Source organism: 'Nostoc azollae' 0708 (assembly GCF_000196515.1).
Taxonomy (GTDB): Bacteria; Cyanobacteriota; Cyanobacteriia; order Cyanobacteriales; family Nostocaceae; genus Trichormus_B; species Trichormus_B azollae.
Genome location: NC_014248.1, coordinates 3,517,058 through 3,534,515 on the forward strand (window position 1 = coordinate 3,517,058; position 17,458 = coordinate 3,534,515).

Annotated in this window: 12 protein-coding genes and 6 pseudogenes; 6 read left to right on the forward strand and 12 right to left on the reverse strand. The window is 37.0% G+C overall.

Annotated features, from left to right (window positions below; translation table 11 throughout):
• Positions 1 to 261: 261 nt before the first annotated feature.
• The gene (locus AAZO_RS16375) at positions 262 to 1,449 is read left to right on the forward strand and encodes a glycosyltransferase family 4 protein (RefSeq protein WP_013192095.1); all 1,188 of its coding nucleotides are present in this window, start codon (positions 262 to 264) and stop codon (positions 1,447 to 1,449) included.
• Positions 1,450 to 1,578: 129 nt separating this feature from the next.
• Here AAZO_RS16375 and AAZO_RS38850 read toward each other — a convergent pair whose 3' ends face one another.
• Positions 1,579 to 1,734 carry a hypothetical protein gene (locus AAZO_RS38850; protein WP_228371787.1) on the reverse strand — a complete coding sequence of 52 codons (156 nt, stop codon included), beginning with the start codon at positions 1,732 to 1,734 and terminating at the stop codon, positions 1,579 to 1,581.
• Here AAZO_RS38850 and AAZO_RS16380 point away from each other — a divergent pair.
• On the forward strand, positions 1,676 to 2,659 hold the full coding sequence (locus AAZO_RS16380; protein ID WP_041641035.1) for a cyanophycinase: 984 nt from the start codon (positions 1,676 to 1,678) through the stop codon (positions 2,657 to 2,659). The two genes, AAZO_RS38850 and AAZO_RS16380, sit on opposite strands and share 59 nt — an antisense overlap.
• Before the next feature lie 179 nt (positions 2,660 to 2,838).
• Here the strand turns inward: AAZO_RS16380 and AAZO_RS16385 are convergent, their stop codons facing one another.
• From AAZO_RS16385 to AAZO_RS16395, 4 genes and pseudogenes are all read right to left on the reverse strand, one after another.
• Positions 2,839 to 4,008 carry an IscS subfamily cysteine desulfurase gene (locus AAZO_RS16385; RefSeq protein ID WP_013192097.1) on the reverse strand — a complete coding sequence of 390 codons (1,170 nt, stop codon included), beginning with the start codon at positions 4,006 to 4,008 and terminating at the stop codon, positions 2,839 to 2,841.
• Between the two features lie 32 nt (positions 4,009 to 4,040).
• Entirely contained in the window at positions 4,041 to 4,283 is a 243-nt protein-coding gene (locus AAZO_RS42680; protein ID WP_338026907.1) for a hypothetical protein, read from the reverse strand.
• Positions 4,277 to 4,465 (reverse strand): hypothetical protein, encoded by a 189-nt coding sequence (locus AAZO_RS42685; RefSeq protein WP_338026908.1) that lies wholly within the window; start codon positions 4,463 to 4,465, stop codon positions 4,277 to 4,279. Before AAZO_RS42685 ends, AAZO_RS42680 begins: the two co-directional genes overlap by 7 nt.
• A 388-nt stretch (positions 4,466 to 4,853) precedes the next feature.
• Positions 4,854 to 5,331: pseudogene (locus AAZO_RS16395) on the reverse strand (peroxiredoxin).
• 87 nt (positions 5,332 to 5,418) lie between these two features.
• Between AAZO_RS16395 and AAZO_RS30970 the strand changes: the two are divergent.
• Positions 5,419 to 6,707: pseudogene (locus AAZO_RS30970) on the forward strand (IS701 family transposase).
• A gap of 492 nt (positions 6,708 to 7,199) precedes the next feature.
• Here the strand turns inward: AAZO_RS30970 and AAZO_RS16410 are convergent.
• Positions 7,200 to 7,958, reverse strand: a pseudogene (locus AAZO_RS16410) (lipoxygenase family protein); the annotation flags it as partial.
• A gap of 323 nt (positions 7,959 to 8,281) precedes the next feature.
• Here AAZO_RS16410 and AAZO_RS16415 point away from each other — a divergent pair.
• The 3 genes and pseudogenes from AAZO_RS16415 (at position 8,282) to AAZO_RS16425 (ending at position 11,525) form a co-directional block, all read left to right on the forward strand.
• Positions 8,282 to 9,311 (forward strand): annotated as a pseudogene (locus AAZO_RS16415) (ISKra4 family transposase).
• A gap of 304 nt (positions 9,312 to 9,615) precedes the next feature.
• Positions 9,616 to 10,041, forward strand: a pseudogene (locus tag AAZO_RS16420) (hypothetical protein); the annotation flags it as partial.
• 89 nt (positions 10,042 to 10,130) lie between these two features.
• Complete coding sequence (locus tag AAZO_RS16425) at positions 10,131 to 11,525, forward strand: TldD/PmbA family protein (RefSeq protein WP_013192098.1); 1,395 nt, start codon at positions 10,131 to 10,133, stop codon at positions 11,523 to 11,525.
• Positions 11,526 to 12,395: 870 nt separating this feature from the next.
• Here AAZO_RS16425 and coaE read toward each other — a convergent pair.
• The 6 genes and pseudogenes from coaE to AAZO_RS16455 form a co-directional block, all read right to left on the reverse strand.
• Positions 12,396 to 13,001 carry a dephospho-CoA kinase gene (gene coaE / locus AAZO_RS16430; protein ID WP_013192099.1) on the reverse strand — a complete coding sequence of 202 codons (606 nt, stop codon included), beginning with the start codon at positions 12,999 to 13,001 and terminating at the stop codon, positions 12,396 to 12,398.
• An 81-nt stretch (positions 13,002 to 13,082) separates the two neighbouring features.
• Positions 13,083 to 13,910 (reverse strand): uroporphyrinogen-III synthase, encoded by an 828-nt coding sequence (locus AAZO_RS16435; protein WP_049790779.1) that lies wholly within the window; start codon positions 13,908 to 13,910, stop codon positions 13,083 to 13,085.
• A 281-nt stretch (positions 13,911 to 14,191) separates the two neighbouring features.
• Positions 14,192 to 14,902: pseudogene (gene cobA, locus AAZO_RS16440) on the reverse strand (uroporphyrinogen-III C-methyltransferase); the annotation flags it as partial.
• Positions 14,903 to 14,942: 40 nt separating this feature from the next.
• The gene (locus tag AAZO_RS16445) at positions 14,943 to 15,407 is read right to left on the reverse strand and encodes a tetratricopeptide repeat protein (protein WP_013192100.1); all 465 of its coding nucleotides are present in this window, start codon (positions 15,405 to 15,407) and stop codon (positions 14,943 to 14,945) included.
• A gap of 4 nt (positions 15,408 to 15,411) precedes the next feature.
• Positions 15,412 to 16,353, reverse strand: a complete 942-nt coding sequence (locus AAZO_RS16450; protein ID WP_013192101.1) for a homogentisate phytyltransferase — start codon at positions 16,351 to 16,353, stop codon at positions 15,412 to 15,414.
• A gap of 158 nt (positions 16,354 to 16,511) precedes the next feature.
• Positions 16,512 to 17,354 (reverse strand): methyltransferase domain-containing protein, encoded by an 843-nt coding sequence (locus AAZO_RS16455; protein ID WP_013192102.1) that lies wholly within the window; start codon positions 17,352 to 17,354, stop codon positions 16,512 to 16,514.
• Positions 17,355 to 17,458: the final 104 nt, after the last annotated feature.

Genomic DNA, 17,458 nt, shown 5'->3' on the forward strand with positions numbered 1-17,458 from the left:
TATTGCCATTTTAATCATCCTTGTTCTTATTAAGCCTTTTCTCCCTTGCAGGAGCTTTAGTTCTTGTGTACTACTATCTGTGATAGTTAGGGTGCGGAAGGTCGGTTTTATATAACCCAAATTGATATGATAAGCTTTATGAAAAAAACTTTTAAAAAATTAAAAATTTTTCCTAATCACCCTTATGGTATTTGTCACACTTCCTATTTTGAGATGAATATAGATTCTTAAATTTTTGTAAAACATTAGGGAGTCGAATCAATGAAGATATTAGTACTAAGTTGGGAATTTCCTCCCCGGATAGTCGGAGGTATCGCTCGTCACGTAGCGGAATTATACCCGGAACTTGTGAAGCTAGGACATGATATCCACCTGATTACGCCTGAAGTTAAACAGGCTTCTCTGTATGAAGTTGTTGAGGGTATTCATGTATATAGAGTGCCAGTTTCCCATAGTCATGACTTTTTCCACTGGGTGGCTAATTTAAACAAGAGTATGGGACATAACGGTGGTAAGTTGATTTTGGAAGAAGGCTCTTTTGATATTATCCATGCTCATGATTGGTTAGTTGGAGACGCTGCGATCATTCTCAAGCATACTTTTAAAATCCCCTTAATTGCTACTATTCACGCCACAGAATACGGGCGCTATAATGGTATTTACAATGATACCCAAAGCTATATTAGTGACAAAGAAAACTTGTTGGCTTATAACGCTTGGCGAATTATTGTTTGTACTGAATATATGCGTTCAGAAGTAGCAAGAGCATTACATAGTCCTGGGAATAAAATAGATGTGATTTACAATGGTATTCGCCCAGAAAAAAAACAGCATCACAAAGATTTTTATGCTCAAGATTTTCGCCGTCAATTTGCCGCAGATCATGAAAAAATAGTTTATTACCTTGGTCGGATGACCTATGAAAAAGGAGTTTCTGTATTAATTAATGCCGCTACCAAGGTACTTTGGGAAATGGCAGGTTACGTTAAATTTGTAATAGTTGGTGGTGGTAATACTGACCATTTAAAAAAGCAAGCTTGGGAATTAGGAATTTGGGATAAATGCTATTTTACTGGTTTTTTATCTGATGAATACTTAGATAAATTTCAAACCATAGCTGACTGTGCAGTTTTTCCCAGCCTTTATGAACCCTTTGGTATTGTGGCTTTAGAAAGCTTTGCTTCTAGAGTACCTGTTGTAGTTTCCGATACATGTGGTTTTCCAGAGGTAGTGCAGCATACAAAAACAGGTATTGTCACCAAAGTCAATAATCCGGATTCCCTAGCTTGGGGAATTTTGGAAGTTTTACAAAATCCAGGTTATCGACAATGGTTGGTGGATAACGCATACCAAGACTTAGAAAGACGGTTTAGGTGGAAAAAATTAGCCAAAAGAACGGAAGCAGTATATGAGAGAGTGATAAAAGAGCGCTCGCAAATTCACTGGTAATTAAACACAAAGTAAAATTGAGGTTGTCGCAGAGTAGTAAAAAGAATTAATCATTACTCTGCATTTTCTGGCGTAAAAAAACAGTACAAAACCAGTACGCTGGGAATTTCCCCCCCATTGATGCGAGAGTTAGGATGATTGCTGTTTGCGCCAAAAGGTAACTATGACAAAGGCATCCCCAAATATAGCACGGCGTTTGCAGAATGCAACAACTACCCTGTTGAGGATGGTAAACCACATCATAAACCGTCTGAAAGCAAACTTGAGGCGATACTTCACAGGCATGTCCAAGGATGTCCGTCCTCCATCAACTAAAATCACCTATAAATTGCCCACCTTAACTGGCCCCGTGCATAATTTGGGTGGAGGTGGTCCCGATGTTGATGATGCTATTCAGTGGATGATTAATCAAGTTAGGGGTGGTTCCAACTCCAATACCAAAGTAAATGTTTTAGTTATTCGCGCTGCTGGTAACGATGATTACAATCAATTAATTTATCGCATGAGAGGGGTGAATTATGTAGAAACATTGATCATTAGTAACAGACAAGAAGCCAACAGAACAGATATTTTTGATAAAGTCAGAAATGCTGGAGTAATCTTCTTTGCTGGTGGAGATCAATGTGAATATATTCGCAACTGGAAAAACTCTAAATTAGAAGTTGCTGTCAAGGCAGTTTACGATAAAGGTGGTGCTATTGGTGGTACTAGTGCAGGTGCAATGATTCAAAGTGAATATGTTTATGATTCCTGTGCTTGTAAAGATAGCATTGAAACTAACGAAGCACTGGAAGACCCATATCGAAATATTACCTTTACCTATAACTTATTCCAGTGGAAATATTTGCGAAGGACGATTATTGATACCCATTTTGACGAAAGAAAAAGAATGGGTAGAATTATGGTTTTTATCGCTCGACAAATTCAAGATGGTATATCGGCAAATGCATTAGGAATAGCTATTAGTGAAGAAACATCTTTGCTTGTAGATAAAAACGGTATTGCTAAAGTCATAGGTAGAGGTTCTGCTTATTTTGTACTGGGAGATCATCCCCCAGAAATTTGTCAACCTGGAAGTCCCCTGACATATTACGACTATAAAATTTGGAGAGTACCTAGAGGTGAGACATTTGATTTAAATAAAATTCCGTCAAAAGGTTATTATGTTAGGAGTGTAAAACGGGGAAGATTTGATTGTGATCCTTATTGATTGAGTAATTATTGGACACAATCATGTAGGGGTAAAGCGCAACGCCAAACCCTTACATAGAATGGTCATTAACGATTTTAAACAAAATTAATTAATTGTTATCACAATAAAGGTAAAATTTACCATATTATGAATAAATAGGACCCCGACTTTTCTAATGAATGTGGTCTCTGAATTTGCTAACAAATGACTACTGAAGTACTTCTTAAACTTTTCACAGTAGTAATGAAATGTTCTGCTACTTTATCTATTTCTTCAACAGTATTAAATCTACCCATTCCAAATCGCACGGAAGCATAAGCTAATTTTTCTGGATGACCTAAAGCTATCAGCACATAGGAAGGTGCAACATTATTTGAGGAACAAGCAGAACCAGAAGATACTGCTACCATTGGTTGTAAAGCTAAAGAAAGTGCAGCACCATCTACACCTTCAAGACTAATATTTAAATTTCCTGCCAACCGTTTTTGGGGATGTCCATTAATATAAATTCCCTCCAGAGTAGATAACTGTTTCCACAATCTTTCCCGCAGTTCTGTTAAGCGTTGATTTTCAGTTTCTTGTTCTGCTAAAGCAATTTCTACAGCTTTAGCAAAACCAACGATTTGGGGTGTATATAATGTCCCAGAACGCATTCCTCTTTCATGGCCACCCCCATGCTGTTGTGCTGCTAGTTTAATTCTGGGGTTGCGTCTGCGAACATATAAAGCACCAATACCTTTTGGTCCATAGACTTTATGGGCTGTTAAGGACATTAAATCAATATTTAATGCTTCTACATCTAAGGGAATTTTACCAATGGCTTGAGCTGCATCTGTATGAAATATAATTTCTTTTTGACGGCACATTTTACCGATTTTATCTAAGGGTTGTAAAACTCCGATTTCATTATTTGCAGCCATGACTGATACTAAAATTGTATCATGACGCAAGGTTTTTTCTAATTGCTCTAAATCAATTAGACCATCTTGATTAACTGGAAGAACCATAATTTCAAAACCCATGCTTTCTAAATATTCACAAGGCTCTAAAACCGCTTTATGTTCGGTTGCAACTGTAACAATATGTTGACCTTTGGCAAAGTAAGCTTCTGCTACACCTTTGATGGCTAAATTATTAGCTTCTGTTGCACCACTAGTAAAGACAATTTCTTCCGGGTTAGCATTAATAGCAGTTGCTAAAATATCTCTGGATTGTTTAACAGCGGCTTCTGATTCCCAACCATAAACATGACTAATACTAGCTGGATTACCAAACTTTTCTGTAAAGTAAGGAATCATTGCATTTAGTACCCGTTCATCTATGGGTGTGGTAGCGTGACAATCGAGGTAGATAGGACGACTGGACATAAATTAACTCAATGTTTAACTCAAAATTTGACCTATTTTTTCAAGATTTTCAGAACTTGATACAGTTCGTTTTCACGTCTATATAAAGTAAATCGATCAGACAAAGTATACCTGGGTTTATCTTGTTGGGTAAGTTTGATAAATTGGAAGTCTTCACCATTAATTACCAATGAATATAGAGGATAATCAGGGTGAGGATTAACTAACATATAAGTAATTGCTTGGGCTATGGCTTTGGCTAAGGAAAGACTAGCCATTTTGGCTTCAACTACCAATAAACATAACTGCTCTTAGAGAAAAAAACATCTATTTTACCTTTGATAATCTCTGTAACTTCTTCTCGATTTTCTTGTTCATCAGTAATTATTGTTTCACGAATTTCTATTGGTTCTTCTGTGCCAATATAAAAGGGATACTGATAGAAACCAGCTAGATCCAATAAGGGAGATAATACCACTATTTTAACAGCATCTTGCAAAATTCTGGAGGTTTATACTACGGTAAGATAGTTAGTCTTAACTCGGTCTAAATATTGCTGTTATAATTCAGACACTCTCGGTAAATCTTCCAAGTAGTCTGTAAAAAAGAAGTCATCTTTAGACTTTTGCAGAGCAAATTTTTCCTTTAAGTAAGCAAGGTTAATATTTTGTGCTTGGATAATCTCAAACCTATTATTTTTAATCAACTAAAAATGCTATTTATATTATATAAGATCTAAAGGAGAATGTTATTTTCCTAACACAATCTACTTAGATAAAATTTAACTCAATTAACATTTTAAGAACAAATGATAAATAAATTAATGAAAGCTTGGAAAGAGGCAAAGCTCCCTCACTAGTAAGTGTTTATTTAACAGCTAATTCTTGTAATTGCTTTAACAACACTGGAGCGTGACCTTTTGTTTTGACATTTGGCCAAGAGTAGGCAATGACCTTATCAGGTGAAATCAGAAATGTTGAATGAGCAACTCCCATATATTCTTTACCGATAAACTTGTTTAAACACCATGGGCCATAAGCTCCTATTAATTAATGTTCTGGGTCACTTAATAGGGTGAATGATAGGTTATTTTTGTCGATAAATTTGCAATGAGATTTACCAAAATATCGACTAACACCTATTATTTTATTTCCTAAAGCAGTAAATTGTGGTGATAAATCGGTGAAGTCTTTTGCTTCTGTGGTACATCCAGGGGTGTCGTGTTTGGGGTAGAAATGAAGGAGTATCCACTCGTTGAAGTCAGCGAAGGAGACAAGAGTGTCGTTTTGATCTGGGGTAGAAAAAATCGGGTGCTGATTGTCCAGTTTGGGGAATTTTGGTCATGATCGAATTAAAGGGACTTAAACGAAAGTTAAGAGTAAAAAGGAGTATAGTGGGGTTTTGGTGTAGCTTTCACGTTAAAAGAAGCTGATGAAAGAAACCACTGCCCCAGCAATGGCACCATGGTTTGAAAGATGGTGTCATTTGATGATGTATTTACTCATCAAGGGGAAAGAAGAGAGTTTAGACATTATTTAGGGGGATGATTGGGTGAAACTGAGAGAAAAAACCTATTTCAAATGCTAGAGAATGCCCTAGGGGTGACGTACCACCGATTACACCACGTTTTAACTGAAGCACCTTGGTCCAGTTCCCAAGTCAATGAGCGTCGCTTAGAGATGATGAACAAGTGTAGTCAGAGGAGAATCACCAGAGGATTTAGCTTAATAATTCATGATTATGACCATAGAAAAAGGGGGAATTTTAAGGATGGAGTAGGAAGACAATATATTGGAGAAATTGGGAAAAGGGATAATGGAATAGTAGTAGTAATAACACATCTATATGATGGCAGTAAAAGCTTACCATTAAATATAGAGTTATATCACCACGGTGGTTCTTTACCCAAAGGGAAACAAGACCCTCTATTTGAGAATAAACCTGAGTTAGGAATTAAATTAATAGATCTGACCTTAAGTCGTGGTTATCAACCAGGAATAGTAATTATAGATGCTGGATATGGCCACAATAGGTCTTTCTTATTAAAGATAGAAAATCGGCATTTAAAGTATTGAAGAGGATTAGCTAAAAATCCCAAAGTCCTTGCTAGTGAGTGACCAAAAGGATAATCCACCAGTAATTAGGTTAGATGAATTAGCACAAAGTTGACCCTAAGAGGCTTTTATAGAAATTGAACTGGAGTTAGATAAACCCAAAACATTATGGGTAGTAATTAAAGAAGTAGAAATATCACCCTTAACTGGAAAGGGGAATATTGCTATCGTCATGAACGCTTCGACTTTCTCTCAAGCCACTGATATTGACTACCTTATTACCAATGTTTCTTCATCAATTGTCACACCCCAATGGATAGTTGATACATATTCTCAAAGAAATTGGGTAGAAGTTGTTTACAGGGAAGCCAAGGGATGGTTAGGACTCAAAGAATATCAAGTTGGAGATAAAAGTAGTTAACAGCGCCATTTTATTTTGGTTTTCTGTGCCTACACTTTTATTCTTTGCCATCAGTGGACTGGAGGATTAAGAGCAAGGTGGACTAAGAAACCTTTACTGAAGCTTTAGAAGCGTTGAGAACAGCCATATCTTTTCTATTGATTGATTGGTTCAACTTAAATCTGGACGTGTTTCCTTCTTATGAAGCCAGTTTTGGCTACATTCGGGCTTTATTTTTTTTACGTCCTATTAATACAAATAAATGAGTTTCAACCACAGACAAATGCTAATTTACGATCAGGAGTTAGGAATCAGGATGTTTGAGAAATTGGTTAATTATCAAATAGGTAGGTATCTTTGCTGTTAGCCTGAAAAAGCTGACTGCTGATAGCTTAAAACTCACATCAATAGGAATAAGGCTTTATTTTGAGAGTATCCAAATTTTGCAGAACATCGCAATATTATAACGAGAATTTATCATTCTTTTATCCTCAAATATTATTAATACTATTGGTAATACGAGATGGTAAAGGCTAGGGATATTCAACACCAGTTTCTATGAAATGCTGTTGATTTTGGGCTGTAACTTTGCATTCAACTGCCAATAAATCACTTTGAAATTGGGCTAGGATTTGTTTATCAATTTTATCTGTAAACTGAATAAACTCAGAACTCGCTAATTTACTCCAATTAATCCTACTTAGTGAAAAAGTTAATTGTATTTGTTATAAGTCTTTATCTTTGGGAGGTTATTTTTCTTATAAAGTGGGTGGTGTACCTGGTAGGCTATAGTTTGCTAAAGGTGCATTAGGTAAATAACAAAAATCATATTGACTGAAATTTACGGCTGCGTGCTGTGGTCTACAGGTAAAAATGGTGATAGTTGCAATGTCGATTAATTGCTGCAAGCTACCTATTTTTGTAAATCCAGGTATACGGGGATAGGAAGGTAATTCTTGGGGTTCTATTCCTGATGCTACTACTAATTCTTTGGAAAACCATGCAGGTACTTGGGAAAAATCTGATTTGGTACGGGTGTTTAGAGGTGGGCTGAGTTCTTGAGCCCAATTTTGTAAATAGGGGTCTTGTATTACTGCTTTGTCATCTGGATAGTAAGGTTGTAAATAGCGAGTTGTATATTTTGCGATCGCTTCCCATAATAACAGAGTATCGTCCTGGTAAGGAAAGTCTGGCAATAACTTCGGTTTTATTCCCCGCACTTCGATATCTTTTAATAGGGAATAATACGAAAAAGACTTTTCTCAATAGGCCTTATTCATCAAGTTAAAAGAAGTTTCAATAGTGGGAACAGTTAAATCTTTAATCCCTGGAACTTCTGCTAAGAATATACTATTAGCACCGTTATTAATTGCGATTGAAAGATTAAAACCGGGCGATGTTAATTGATAAGCTGGGTGATTATTTGGTAACTGCCTAGGAGTTGCGATCACTAATGCTTCCATTGCTAAACGAGTAGCACTTAAATTTGCAATGAATTCATGATGGGTTACATCTGTAGTTTGAACACATAACTTTTATTATGACTTAGAACAACGGCTTTTTCTGAAAGGGGAGTTTAGTAAAAAGCCGAATAGTCAAATTTGGGAATACGGGAGACAAGTTCGTTAAAATTCTGTGTCTGAATTGGATGTTTGTTAGTCTCTGGATTTCATATCCTCACTGCTTTAACCAAGCCTTGGATAGGTGATTTGATGGGAGGATCCACTATTAGAATATACACAAGTGATAGGAGAATATAAGGATAAACAAGTGTGGATTAGCAACCATGAACCAGGATAAAAAAGAACGGGTCAAACCCTACTTAGAAGAATAGGCAACATTGTTATATGAAGAAGCAGACAAAAGTCAGATAACAGACTTGGAAGGCATACAAAAAACAGTAAGGAGTCAAATATTAGAAGTGGTAAGTTCAGAAATACCCCTTTTTTATCGAAGAAACAACCGGAAGGAAAGTAGGTAAAACCAGGAAAGTTAAAACCTTAGTAGGAGAGGAGAACTAAAACTAAAAGCTAAACAGTTGAAGAGACTGGGTTTGAAGCCAAGAAGTCGATTAAGTCCATTACTTCAAAAGTGCTGCTTGAGGCTATCAGCTAAGAAATCATATCAAATCAAACAGCAGAAGTTGAAATTGAGACATTAACAGGAGTAAAAGTTGGCCATAGGAGGCAACAAAAACTAGTTGTGGAACAAGATTGGGAGCTACCGCAAGGAAAACAGGCTGTCTGTGAAGTGAGCATGGATGGTGGAAAAGTACGACTAGGGGGCAAACCACAACCAGGCTGGTACTGGCGAGACTATAAATAAAATCCTTCGTCTACAAGGAATTTATGATGGCGCATTTTTTGATAACAACTAATCAATCATAAGTTGATTATGTTAATAGCCAGTCTTTGGTTAACCCCCTTGTGTGTTTGGGGGATGGTCATGATGGAGTTTGGAATTTAGTTAAAGAGTTTGGAACTAAAAAATTCAAACCTTTGGAAATTTTGGATTGGGATCTCCTCAAAGAGAATCTTTATCAAATTGGTGGTTATTTAAAGCATCTCCAAGCTGTTGAGAGTTTATTGTGGTAAGGTTAGATAGAGCCAATTCAAGCTTTATTTAATAATTGTCGAGGCAAACAAGTTAAGAAGTTTTTCGCTTATCTCGAAAAACATCCCACTGGCATTATTAACTACACCTACTACCCAGCTGAACAACTGTGTTCTATTGGTTCTGGATCTGTCGAATCTGCTATTCAACAGATTGGAGCAAGGATTTAAATTTCTGGTCCACAGTGGAATGTTGAAAGTGTCTACCAAATCCTTTCCCTTCCTTGTGCTTATCTCAATGGTTTGCTTCCTATTTGAGTCTTTCTGCCAAAACTCTATCCTCCCGATGTGATCGCACCACGTTAAAACTTGAGAAAAGTAAAATTTTTAATTATATTTATGTTATGTGTAGAAATCTGTGGGCGCATATATACTAAAATTCTGAATCATCAAAATTATTCTCTTCATTCACATCTAGACAATCTATAAATCAATGATATTTATCCATAAAACCTGTAATTTCTGATCTGTGTAAATCAGAACTATTATATGCTTGTATATATGGCTAAACAGACTTCTGGGTATCGCATACATCAATTATCTTTCATTACGAACTAGTAATATGAAGAAACCAATTATTTGGGTACATGGAGATTGTTTGAGTCCTAATAACCCCACATTTAAAAGGTACCCTAATATCCCAGCACTTTCGATTTGGGATGATCCTTTAATTGAGGAATGGCAACTCAGTTTAAAACGGCTAACTTTTATTTATGAATGTTTACTAGAATTACCTGTAGAAATTCGTCGGGGGAATGTGGCACAAGAAATTATTAAGTTTGCTCAAGAAAGAAAATGATCCTAATGATCCTAATTTAGTTGTCACTATTGATAGTCCCAGTCCCGGGTTTGAGGAGATCTGTGGTAAAATTGAAAAATCTTTAAAATTAGACGTGTTTGAAGTAGAACCATTTTTCGAATATGATGGATTTATTGGTTTAAAGCGATTTTCATCTATGGAAGAGTGGCTGAAGAATATGTTCTTGAAGAGAATTTTAAAAGCAGATTGCCTTCGACCAGCAACATTGATCTAAATAGTTGCAAAATAAATACAGTTCGTCATGAACACTAACAAGAATGCTAAATACACTTGCTGACGTACAAAATTTACTATCTGAGCTAATCACCCGCTATAGCTCCCGCGTGGATTATTTGATGATTCGCTTAGAAGAGGCAGAAGGAACAGATATCTTCTTGCGTGGTGACAAGATAGAAACTCTCAGCGAAGGCATCTCTATTGGTGGCCATGTTCGTGCTTGTTATAAAGGAGGCTGGGGGTTAAGTAGTTTCAACCAGTTAGCTACTATCAAAGAACGGATAGAAGAAGCGATTGCAGCAGCTAGAATAGTGGGAGATGAAGAAACTATACTCGCGCCCATTGACCCAATCAAAGCCATCTGTGAGTTGCCTTTGACGGGTATTGACCCGCGTCGAGTTTCCCTAAAACAAAAAAAAGAATTGTGCGATCACTATACCGAATTATTAAAAAGTGTTGACCACCGCATCACCACAACCTCTGTCCGCTATGGTGATAGCGCCCAAAAAGTGATTATTGCTACCTCTGAAGGAACTCTCATTGAACAGTCTTGGGTAGATATGGAAATGCGCTTTGCAGCCACAGCAAGAAACAGCGACACCGTACAAACTGGTAGAGAAACCATCGGTTCTCGCAAAGCCTACGAAGATTTAGTAAATTTAGATGCTCAAGTTAAAAGTTCCGCAGAAAGAGCAGTTACAGCCTTATCCTTACCCCCAGTTAAAGGCAACACTTATACAGTCGTAATTGATCCCATACTGAGTGGTTTATTTGTCCATGAAGCTTTCGGGCATCTTTCTGAAGCAGATATGGCTTATGAAAACCCCGACTTACTCGAAGTTATGACCCTTGGCCGTCGCTTTGGCTCCGAAGAACTGCAAATTTTTGATGGTGCAGCCCCACAAGGTCATCGCGGTAGTTATTTTTACGACGATGAAGGCGTACCAGCGACAACTACGCAGTTAATTAAAGATGGTGTTTTAGTCGGGCGTTTGCATTCTCGTGAAACTGCGGGCAAATTAGAAGAAGCACCCACAGGTAATGCTCGTTGTCTCGATTATCACTTTTCTCCCATTGTGCGAATGACAAACACCTGGATTGAGAGAGGTAATACACCAGTCCTAGACTTATTTACTGATATTACAGAAGGGGTTTATGCTCGTAACTGGTTAGGTGGAATGACAAACGGGGAAATGTTCACCTTTACCGCCGGTGAAGCCTGGATGATTAGAAATGGCAACATAGCTGAACCTGTGAAAGATGTCACCCTTTCCGGTAATGTTTTCCAAACCCTTGCAGATATAGAAGCGATAGGTGATGATTTTTACTGGGATGAATCAGGTGGATGCGGTAAAGGTGGACAAAATGGTTTACCTGTCGGTTGTGGTGGGCCAAGTTTGCGAATCAGAGATATAGTTGTGGGGGGAGAAAGTTAAATCATTAATAAAATTAAGGCTCTTCATTACTTGTTATGCTAAATTATTGGCTACACTTATAAAACAGTATTAAGAAATCTATGAGAAAATAGATGAAAGCATTGTAGGGGTTGACATAGAGAGAATATTTACTATTAAATAGGGCTTGCTGATAGCGTAGTGTGGCGTTAAGCCATATAAATGAAAAACTTAGATAAATTAAGAGATTTGGGGGGATAAAAAGTGAATAAGGTCCAAGGAGAAGAGTTAAAATAGGTAAAAACCCTATTGAATCAAGCAAGAAAGCAAACAGAAAAACTATAGATATTTTATATAACTCCCTGGAAGTAAAAAAGATAAATAAACCGAGAAGCTACAAGAATATAGCGAGAAAAAATTATACGGGTTTTTTGTATTTTTTTATGGCGATTTTTCAAAACAACATCCTTTTTTAGTTCTTCTATTAATAAAAGTGATACTTTGTCTAATTTCAGACAACAAAAACGTATCTTTACCCCTGCCTGACTACTTAGTCATTTCTTCTCTTGCCTTTTAGTGACTTTTTCAGCAGGCCCTAAGTAGTAAAGATGCAGGTGAAAATGCCATACCGCGTTATTTAATTGCTGCTAGCTATAGTGTATTTAAGACTAAATCGCTGGACAAAGACCCCTATTATAGGACTTTAGAAAAAGTGGTCAAAAATCCCGTACCTTATCCTAATTCGGGATTTCCAGAAATTCGTAAAAAATTAAAGCAGTTAATTCTTCTAGAGTTACAACCATAACCAAAAATCACAAATAAATTGGCTTGAATACACAGTTAATTAATCATACTTTTGACTACTCTACGGGTGAAGCATTCAGTAGATTAATTATCGGTTTTTACCAAAGGCTATTTTCGGAATGCTTCGCCCCTACTTTTCATCAATACATCTACCTGTTGTAAAAGTGATTCTAAACTGGAGGAATTATCTAAAATAACATCAGCACGTGCAAGTTTTTCTGAGATTGGTAACTGACTATTAATTCTAGCTACTGCTTGTTCACTGCTTAAATTATTTCGCTGAATTAATCTCTCTTGTTGCTGTTCTGCTGAACACGATACAACCCAAATTTCACTAACTAGATGTTCTAAATCGGCTTCAAATAACAGAGGAATAACTAAAACTAGTATGGGTGCAGATGATTTAGTGATTTCTGGGTGAAAACAATTCGTGATATAAGGATGAATAACATTTTCTACCCAATTACGTTCTTCTGGTTGATTAAAAATAATTTCTCCCAACTTGGCACGATTTAAATTACCATCTGGAAGTAAAATCCCTTTGTTGTAACGTTGGGCAATTTGTGCCAGAACAGGTGAACCAGCAGATACTGCATTTCTAGCATAAATATCTGCATCTAAAATTGGTAAATCATAAGCAGTAGCTAAATAATCAGCCACTGTAGTTTTACCTGTAGCGATACCACCAGTTAAACCGATTAAACGTTTGGTCATTAGTCATGGGTCATTAGAAAATATTGGAAATAGGGAATAGGTAAAGTATTTTTTTTCTCCTCATCTCCCTCATCTCCCTAGTCACCCTTGCGCCCATTGAATAATTGCTTTAGTTAATCCATCTACAGTGTATTCTTCTGCTTCTATATCAACACGACCAAATAGATCATGGCAAGTTTCAGAAGTTTGGGGACCAATGGAAGCAATGCAAGTTTTGGTTAAGTATTGTGTCATTCCCTCTGGAAATTTAGCTGCTGTTAATAGACAAAAAAATTGTACTGTTTTAGAACTAGCAAAGGTGATTAAATCTAAAGTTCCATTTCGCAAAACTACTTCTACAGCTGGGGGAATACTTTGAGGACAGCAAGATTCATAAGCAGGAACTTCTATAACTTCTGCACCTTTAGCGGTTAATTCTTTGACTAAAACTTGTCTTCCTCCGCTTTCAACTCTGGGAAATAAAATCTTCTTACCTGCTAGGTTTTCGGGAAAGTTCATTACTAAAGAGTCAGCGATAAAGTGGGGAGGGATAAAATCTGGCTGAATATTTTGTTTTTTAAGACTTTGGGCTGTTTTTGCACCAACAAGAGCAACTTTTACCTTCTTTAAGGCGCTTTTATCTTTACCTTTGGTTTGGAGTCTGTTAAAAAAGTATTCTACACCATTGCTCGAAGTAAGAATTAACCAGTCGAAGCTTGATAACTTAGATATTGCTTGATCTAAAGGTGTCCAACTGGAAGGGGGTCTAATTTCTAAAGCAGGCATTTCAATCACTGTAGCACCTCCGGCGGTAAGGCGATCGCTAAATTGCCTGGACTGTCCGACTGAACGGGTAACTAAGATGGTTTTACCTGCAAGGGTAGTGGTAGAAGGATGGGGTGATGGGGTGATAGAATGATGGCTATGCACGATTTTATAGTTGTAAGAAGACTAAATAATAAGTAGGTGGGCAGAAAAATTTATAACGAAAAATTTATAACTATGTCATGGCGAATGCAGCAAAGGGGAATCAAGCAATCCCAAGGGTTTCAAGTAATTTACATCTTGTTACAAACTGATGTTTATTTGTGTCTACCTACTTAGTTTATATTCAATAGTTTATATTTTTTCATTTTATTTACCAGTCCTAACTCATTCGCTAACGATAAGATCACCGACTTCTTCTGGAAGTTTAGGTATCTGAGATACTATAGAAATTTCCGTAATCCTACAACTTCACCGATGACGATTACCGCAGGGGAGAGATATATACCCGCAGTTTTTTCCAAAATATTACCGAGTTCGCCTGTCCAAACTTCTTGACTAGGAGTTCCTGCCCAACGAATAATGGCTATGGGTTTGCAGTGCGATTGCCCATATTTTAGCAGTTGATGGACTATTTCCGCTAGATGTTTTCCCCCCATCAAAATTACTAAAGTTTCTAATCTTGATAGTGCTTCCCAGTCCAAAACATCTGGTTTATGTGCTGTCAGCACAGCAAAACAGCGACTGAAAACGGGGTCTGTCAGGGGTATTCCTGCGAGTAAAGGTGCTGCTAAAGCTGAAGAAATTCCCGATATAACTTCAACATCACAACCAGCAGCTTTGAGGGATTCAATTTCAGAAATAGAGCGACCAAAAATAAACGGATCACCTGATTTAAGTCTAACAACTTGTTTCCCTTCCAGGCAATGCTTCACCAATAAATTGTTAATTTTAGCTTGGGAAGTGCTGGGTTTACCTCCACGTTTACCAACATCTAATTTCAAACAATCAGGAGGTACACAATTTAATAATTCGGCATCTACTAAAGCATCATAAACTAATACTTGAGCAGATGCTAAGAGACGATAGGCTTTAACAGTTAAATATGCTACGTCTCCAGGACCTGCACCGACGAGGTAAACTTTATTGTTAGTCATTAGTCGTTAGTAATTAGTAAAAACTCCTCCCTATCACCTATCAGTTTTTACCTGCTATATCTTGGAGAATTTTATCTATGGTTTCTACTTTCTGAGGTTGGCGTTGTTTTTGGAATAAATATTTGGATTTTTGGAGGTTATTTACTGCTTCTTGCTGATTGTTTTGCAGCAGTAAAATATTTGCCAATCTTAGGTAAGCATCAGGGTTTTTAGGACTACGACTAATTACTTCACTAAATAATTCTTTTGCTTCTTCAGTTTTACCTTGATGTTTTAAAATATCGCCTAATAACAACCGCACTATATCATTAGTAGAGTTAATCGAAATTACTTGGCGGAAAGCTGCTTCTGCGCCATTATAATCTTTTGCTTGACACAGCTTAATACCTTTTTGGAATAAATTTGAGGTAGTTAATGTTTTCCAGCCAAAATAAATGAGAAATCCAATACTGACAGTTACTAGAGAGATAGCAACAATGTTACCAACGGGTGAATTATCTAACATGATTTTAAGCTAAAATACAGGCAAGAGGGAAAATTAAGTATTCGAGAAAAAACAGTTTCCAGATAAATTGATAAAACCGAGAAATTGCATCTTTGTCTTGCAAGTCTACCCTTCTACTTTGTCTCCACATAATAATCAGGACTATTATATGGGTGATAAACAAAAATATAGGGTTAACTTCAGCTATGCGTAACATACCAACAAAAATCATGCCGACATAGGAAACTGTTAATACCCAAAGGGCAAGATGAAATACTGCTTGTTGACCCAGTTGGAGAGTAAAAGTAGTAATATTGTAAAGTTTATCGCCTTCCATATCGGGGATATCTTTAAAGATGGCGATCGCAAATGTAAACACCAAGATAAATACTGTCAAAACCCAAACTGCCGCAGGAATACCTTGGCTTCTTTGAAATAACCAATTAAAATGCAGAAATAACCCTAAATTAACAATACCTCCCCGCACAGAAAAAATACACAATGCTGCCCAAAAGGGAAACTGTTTCAATCTAATAGGTGGTAAAGAATAAGCAGTACCAATTGCTAAACTTACTGTCACCATTCCCAATAAAAATGGACTATTTAGCCATGCTAAAACCAAAGCTAAAATCCCTGTAATAATGACAATTAAGTTTCCTTGTTCCCTGGTAAATTCACCTGAAGCTATGGGTAGATCAGGTTTATTAATTTTGTCAATTTCCACATCTTCCACTTGATTTAAACCAACAATATAAATATTGCCAGATATACAAGCAGCCCAAGTTCTAAGGATATGCCAAATATGAACATTAGAAAAACTTGTAGAAGTGACACCGAGGGTTAGCAAATATAAACCCAACACACTTAAACTTGTACCAATAATCGTGTGCGGTCGAGAGAATTTCCAAAAAGCATAAAGCCAACTTCCTGGAAAAATAGGCGAATTTTGTTGATAAAATTGATTCATTTTTTACTGCTGACTATTGACTGCTAAATAAGTAGGTAGGCGTAGAAATTTATAACTATGTCATGGCAAATGCAGCAAAGGGGAATCAAGCAATCCCAAGGGTTTCAAGTAATTTACATTTTGTTACATAGTTATATTTATTTGTGTCTACCTACTTACTATTTATTTCCACACAGCAAACCAAACCGAATTAACCCTCGTTCATAACCCCGACGCATCAACCCTAAAGAAAGCGCACCTTGAATTGTACTCCAACCAGAAAACAATAACCCGAAAAATGCCTGGGGGGTAAAAGCTGAATCAATAACCACATTCCAAAAAGGAGCCACAGCAGTTGACCAATCAGCCATGTGGATGTTGTTTAATGGTAATTGATGTGCGATCGCTTCATACTCTGGTAACGAAATCACATAAGGTAAACAATAGACCCGATAAATATCGTGCAAATGCTTTTTTTCATCAGGAGTTAGTAGTAACTCATGGGTAGGTCGATGACACCAAGTTACCATAATTAAAGTACCACCAGCCTTTAACACCCGGTAACACTCTTGCAGAAACTTCGTTTTATCTGGCATATGTTCACCACTTTCCAGTGACCATACCAAGTCAAAACAATTATCAGGAAAAGGCATTTCTTGAGCATTAGCCACCAGAAACTGACTGCTTGCACCCAAATTAGCCTCTAAAGCTCTTTGGGTAGCTCTAGCAGCTTGTACAGGACTCAGTGTAATACCCGTTGATTTGGCATTAAATTTTTCAGCTAAGTATAAAGAACTGCCACCAATCCCACAACCCACATCAAGTATATTCTCCGCATCTTTCACACCTGACCAATTCAGCAGTTCTTCAATTAAATCAATTTGCGCTTGACGATGGTCTTTTTGCTGCTTACCATCTGCACCATAATAGCCGTGGTGCATGTGTTCTCCCCATATTTGTTCCCACAGACCAGAGGAGGCATCGTAAAATTGTTGAATTTGCTGATAAACTTTTGTACTCATGGATCCACCAGATAAAGAACAAGGCAAATTTTGAAAAACATATAGTTAGGCTACCATCTGTGTATTTAATTAGATAAGGCGATTTTGCTTCCAGAAGAAGATTT

Coding starts and splice junctions, on each gene's coding strand:
- AAZO_RS16375 (WP_013192095.1), top strand. CDS start 262: ATGAAGATATTAGTACTAAGTTGGGAATTTCCTCCCCGGATAGTCGGA.
- AAZO_RS16380 (WP_041641035.1), top strand. CDS start 1,676: ATGGTAAACCACATCATAAACCGTCTGAAAGCAAACTTGAGGCGATAC.
- AAZO_RS38850 (WP_228371787.1), bottom strand. CDS start 1,734: ATGCCTGTGAAGTATCGCCTCAAGTTTGCTTTCAGACGGTTTATGATG.
- AAZO_RS16385 (WP_013192097.1), bottom strand. CDS start 4,008: ATGTCCAGTCGTCCTATCTACCTCGATTGTCACGCTACCACACCCATA.
- AAZO_RS16425 (WP_013192098.1), top strand. CDS start 10,131: ATGCTAAATACACTTGCTGACGTACAAAATTTACTATCTGAGCTAATC.
- coaE (WP_013192099.1), bottom strand. CDS start 13,001: ATGACCAAACGTTTAATCGGTTTAACTGGTGGTATCGCTACAGGTAAA.
- AAZO_RS16445 (WP_013192100.1), bottom strand. CDS start 15,407: ATGTTAGATAATTCACCCGTTGGTAACATTGTTGCTATCTCTCTAGTA.
- AAZO_RS16450 (WP_013192101.1), bottom strand. CDS start 16,353: ATGAATCAATTTTATCAACAAAATTCGCCTATTTTTCCAGGAAGTTGG.
- AAZO_RS16455 (WP_013192102.1), bottom strand. CDS start 17,354: ATGAGTACAAAAGTTTATCAGCAAATTCAACAATTTTACGATGCCTCC.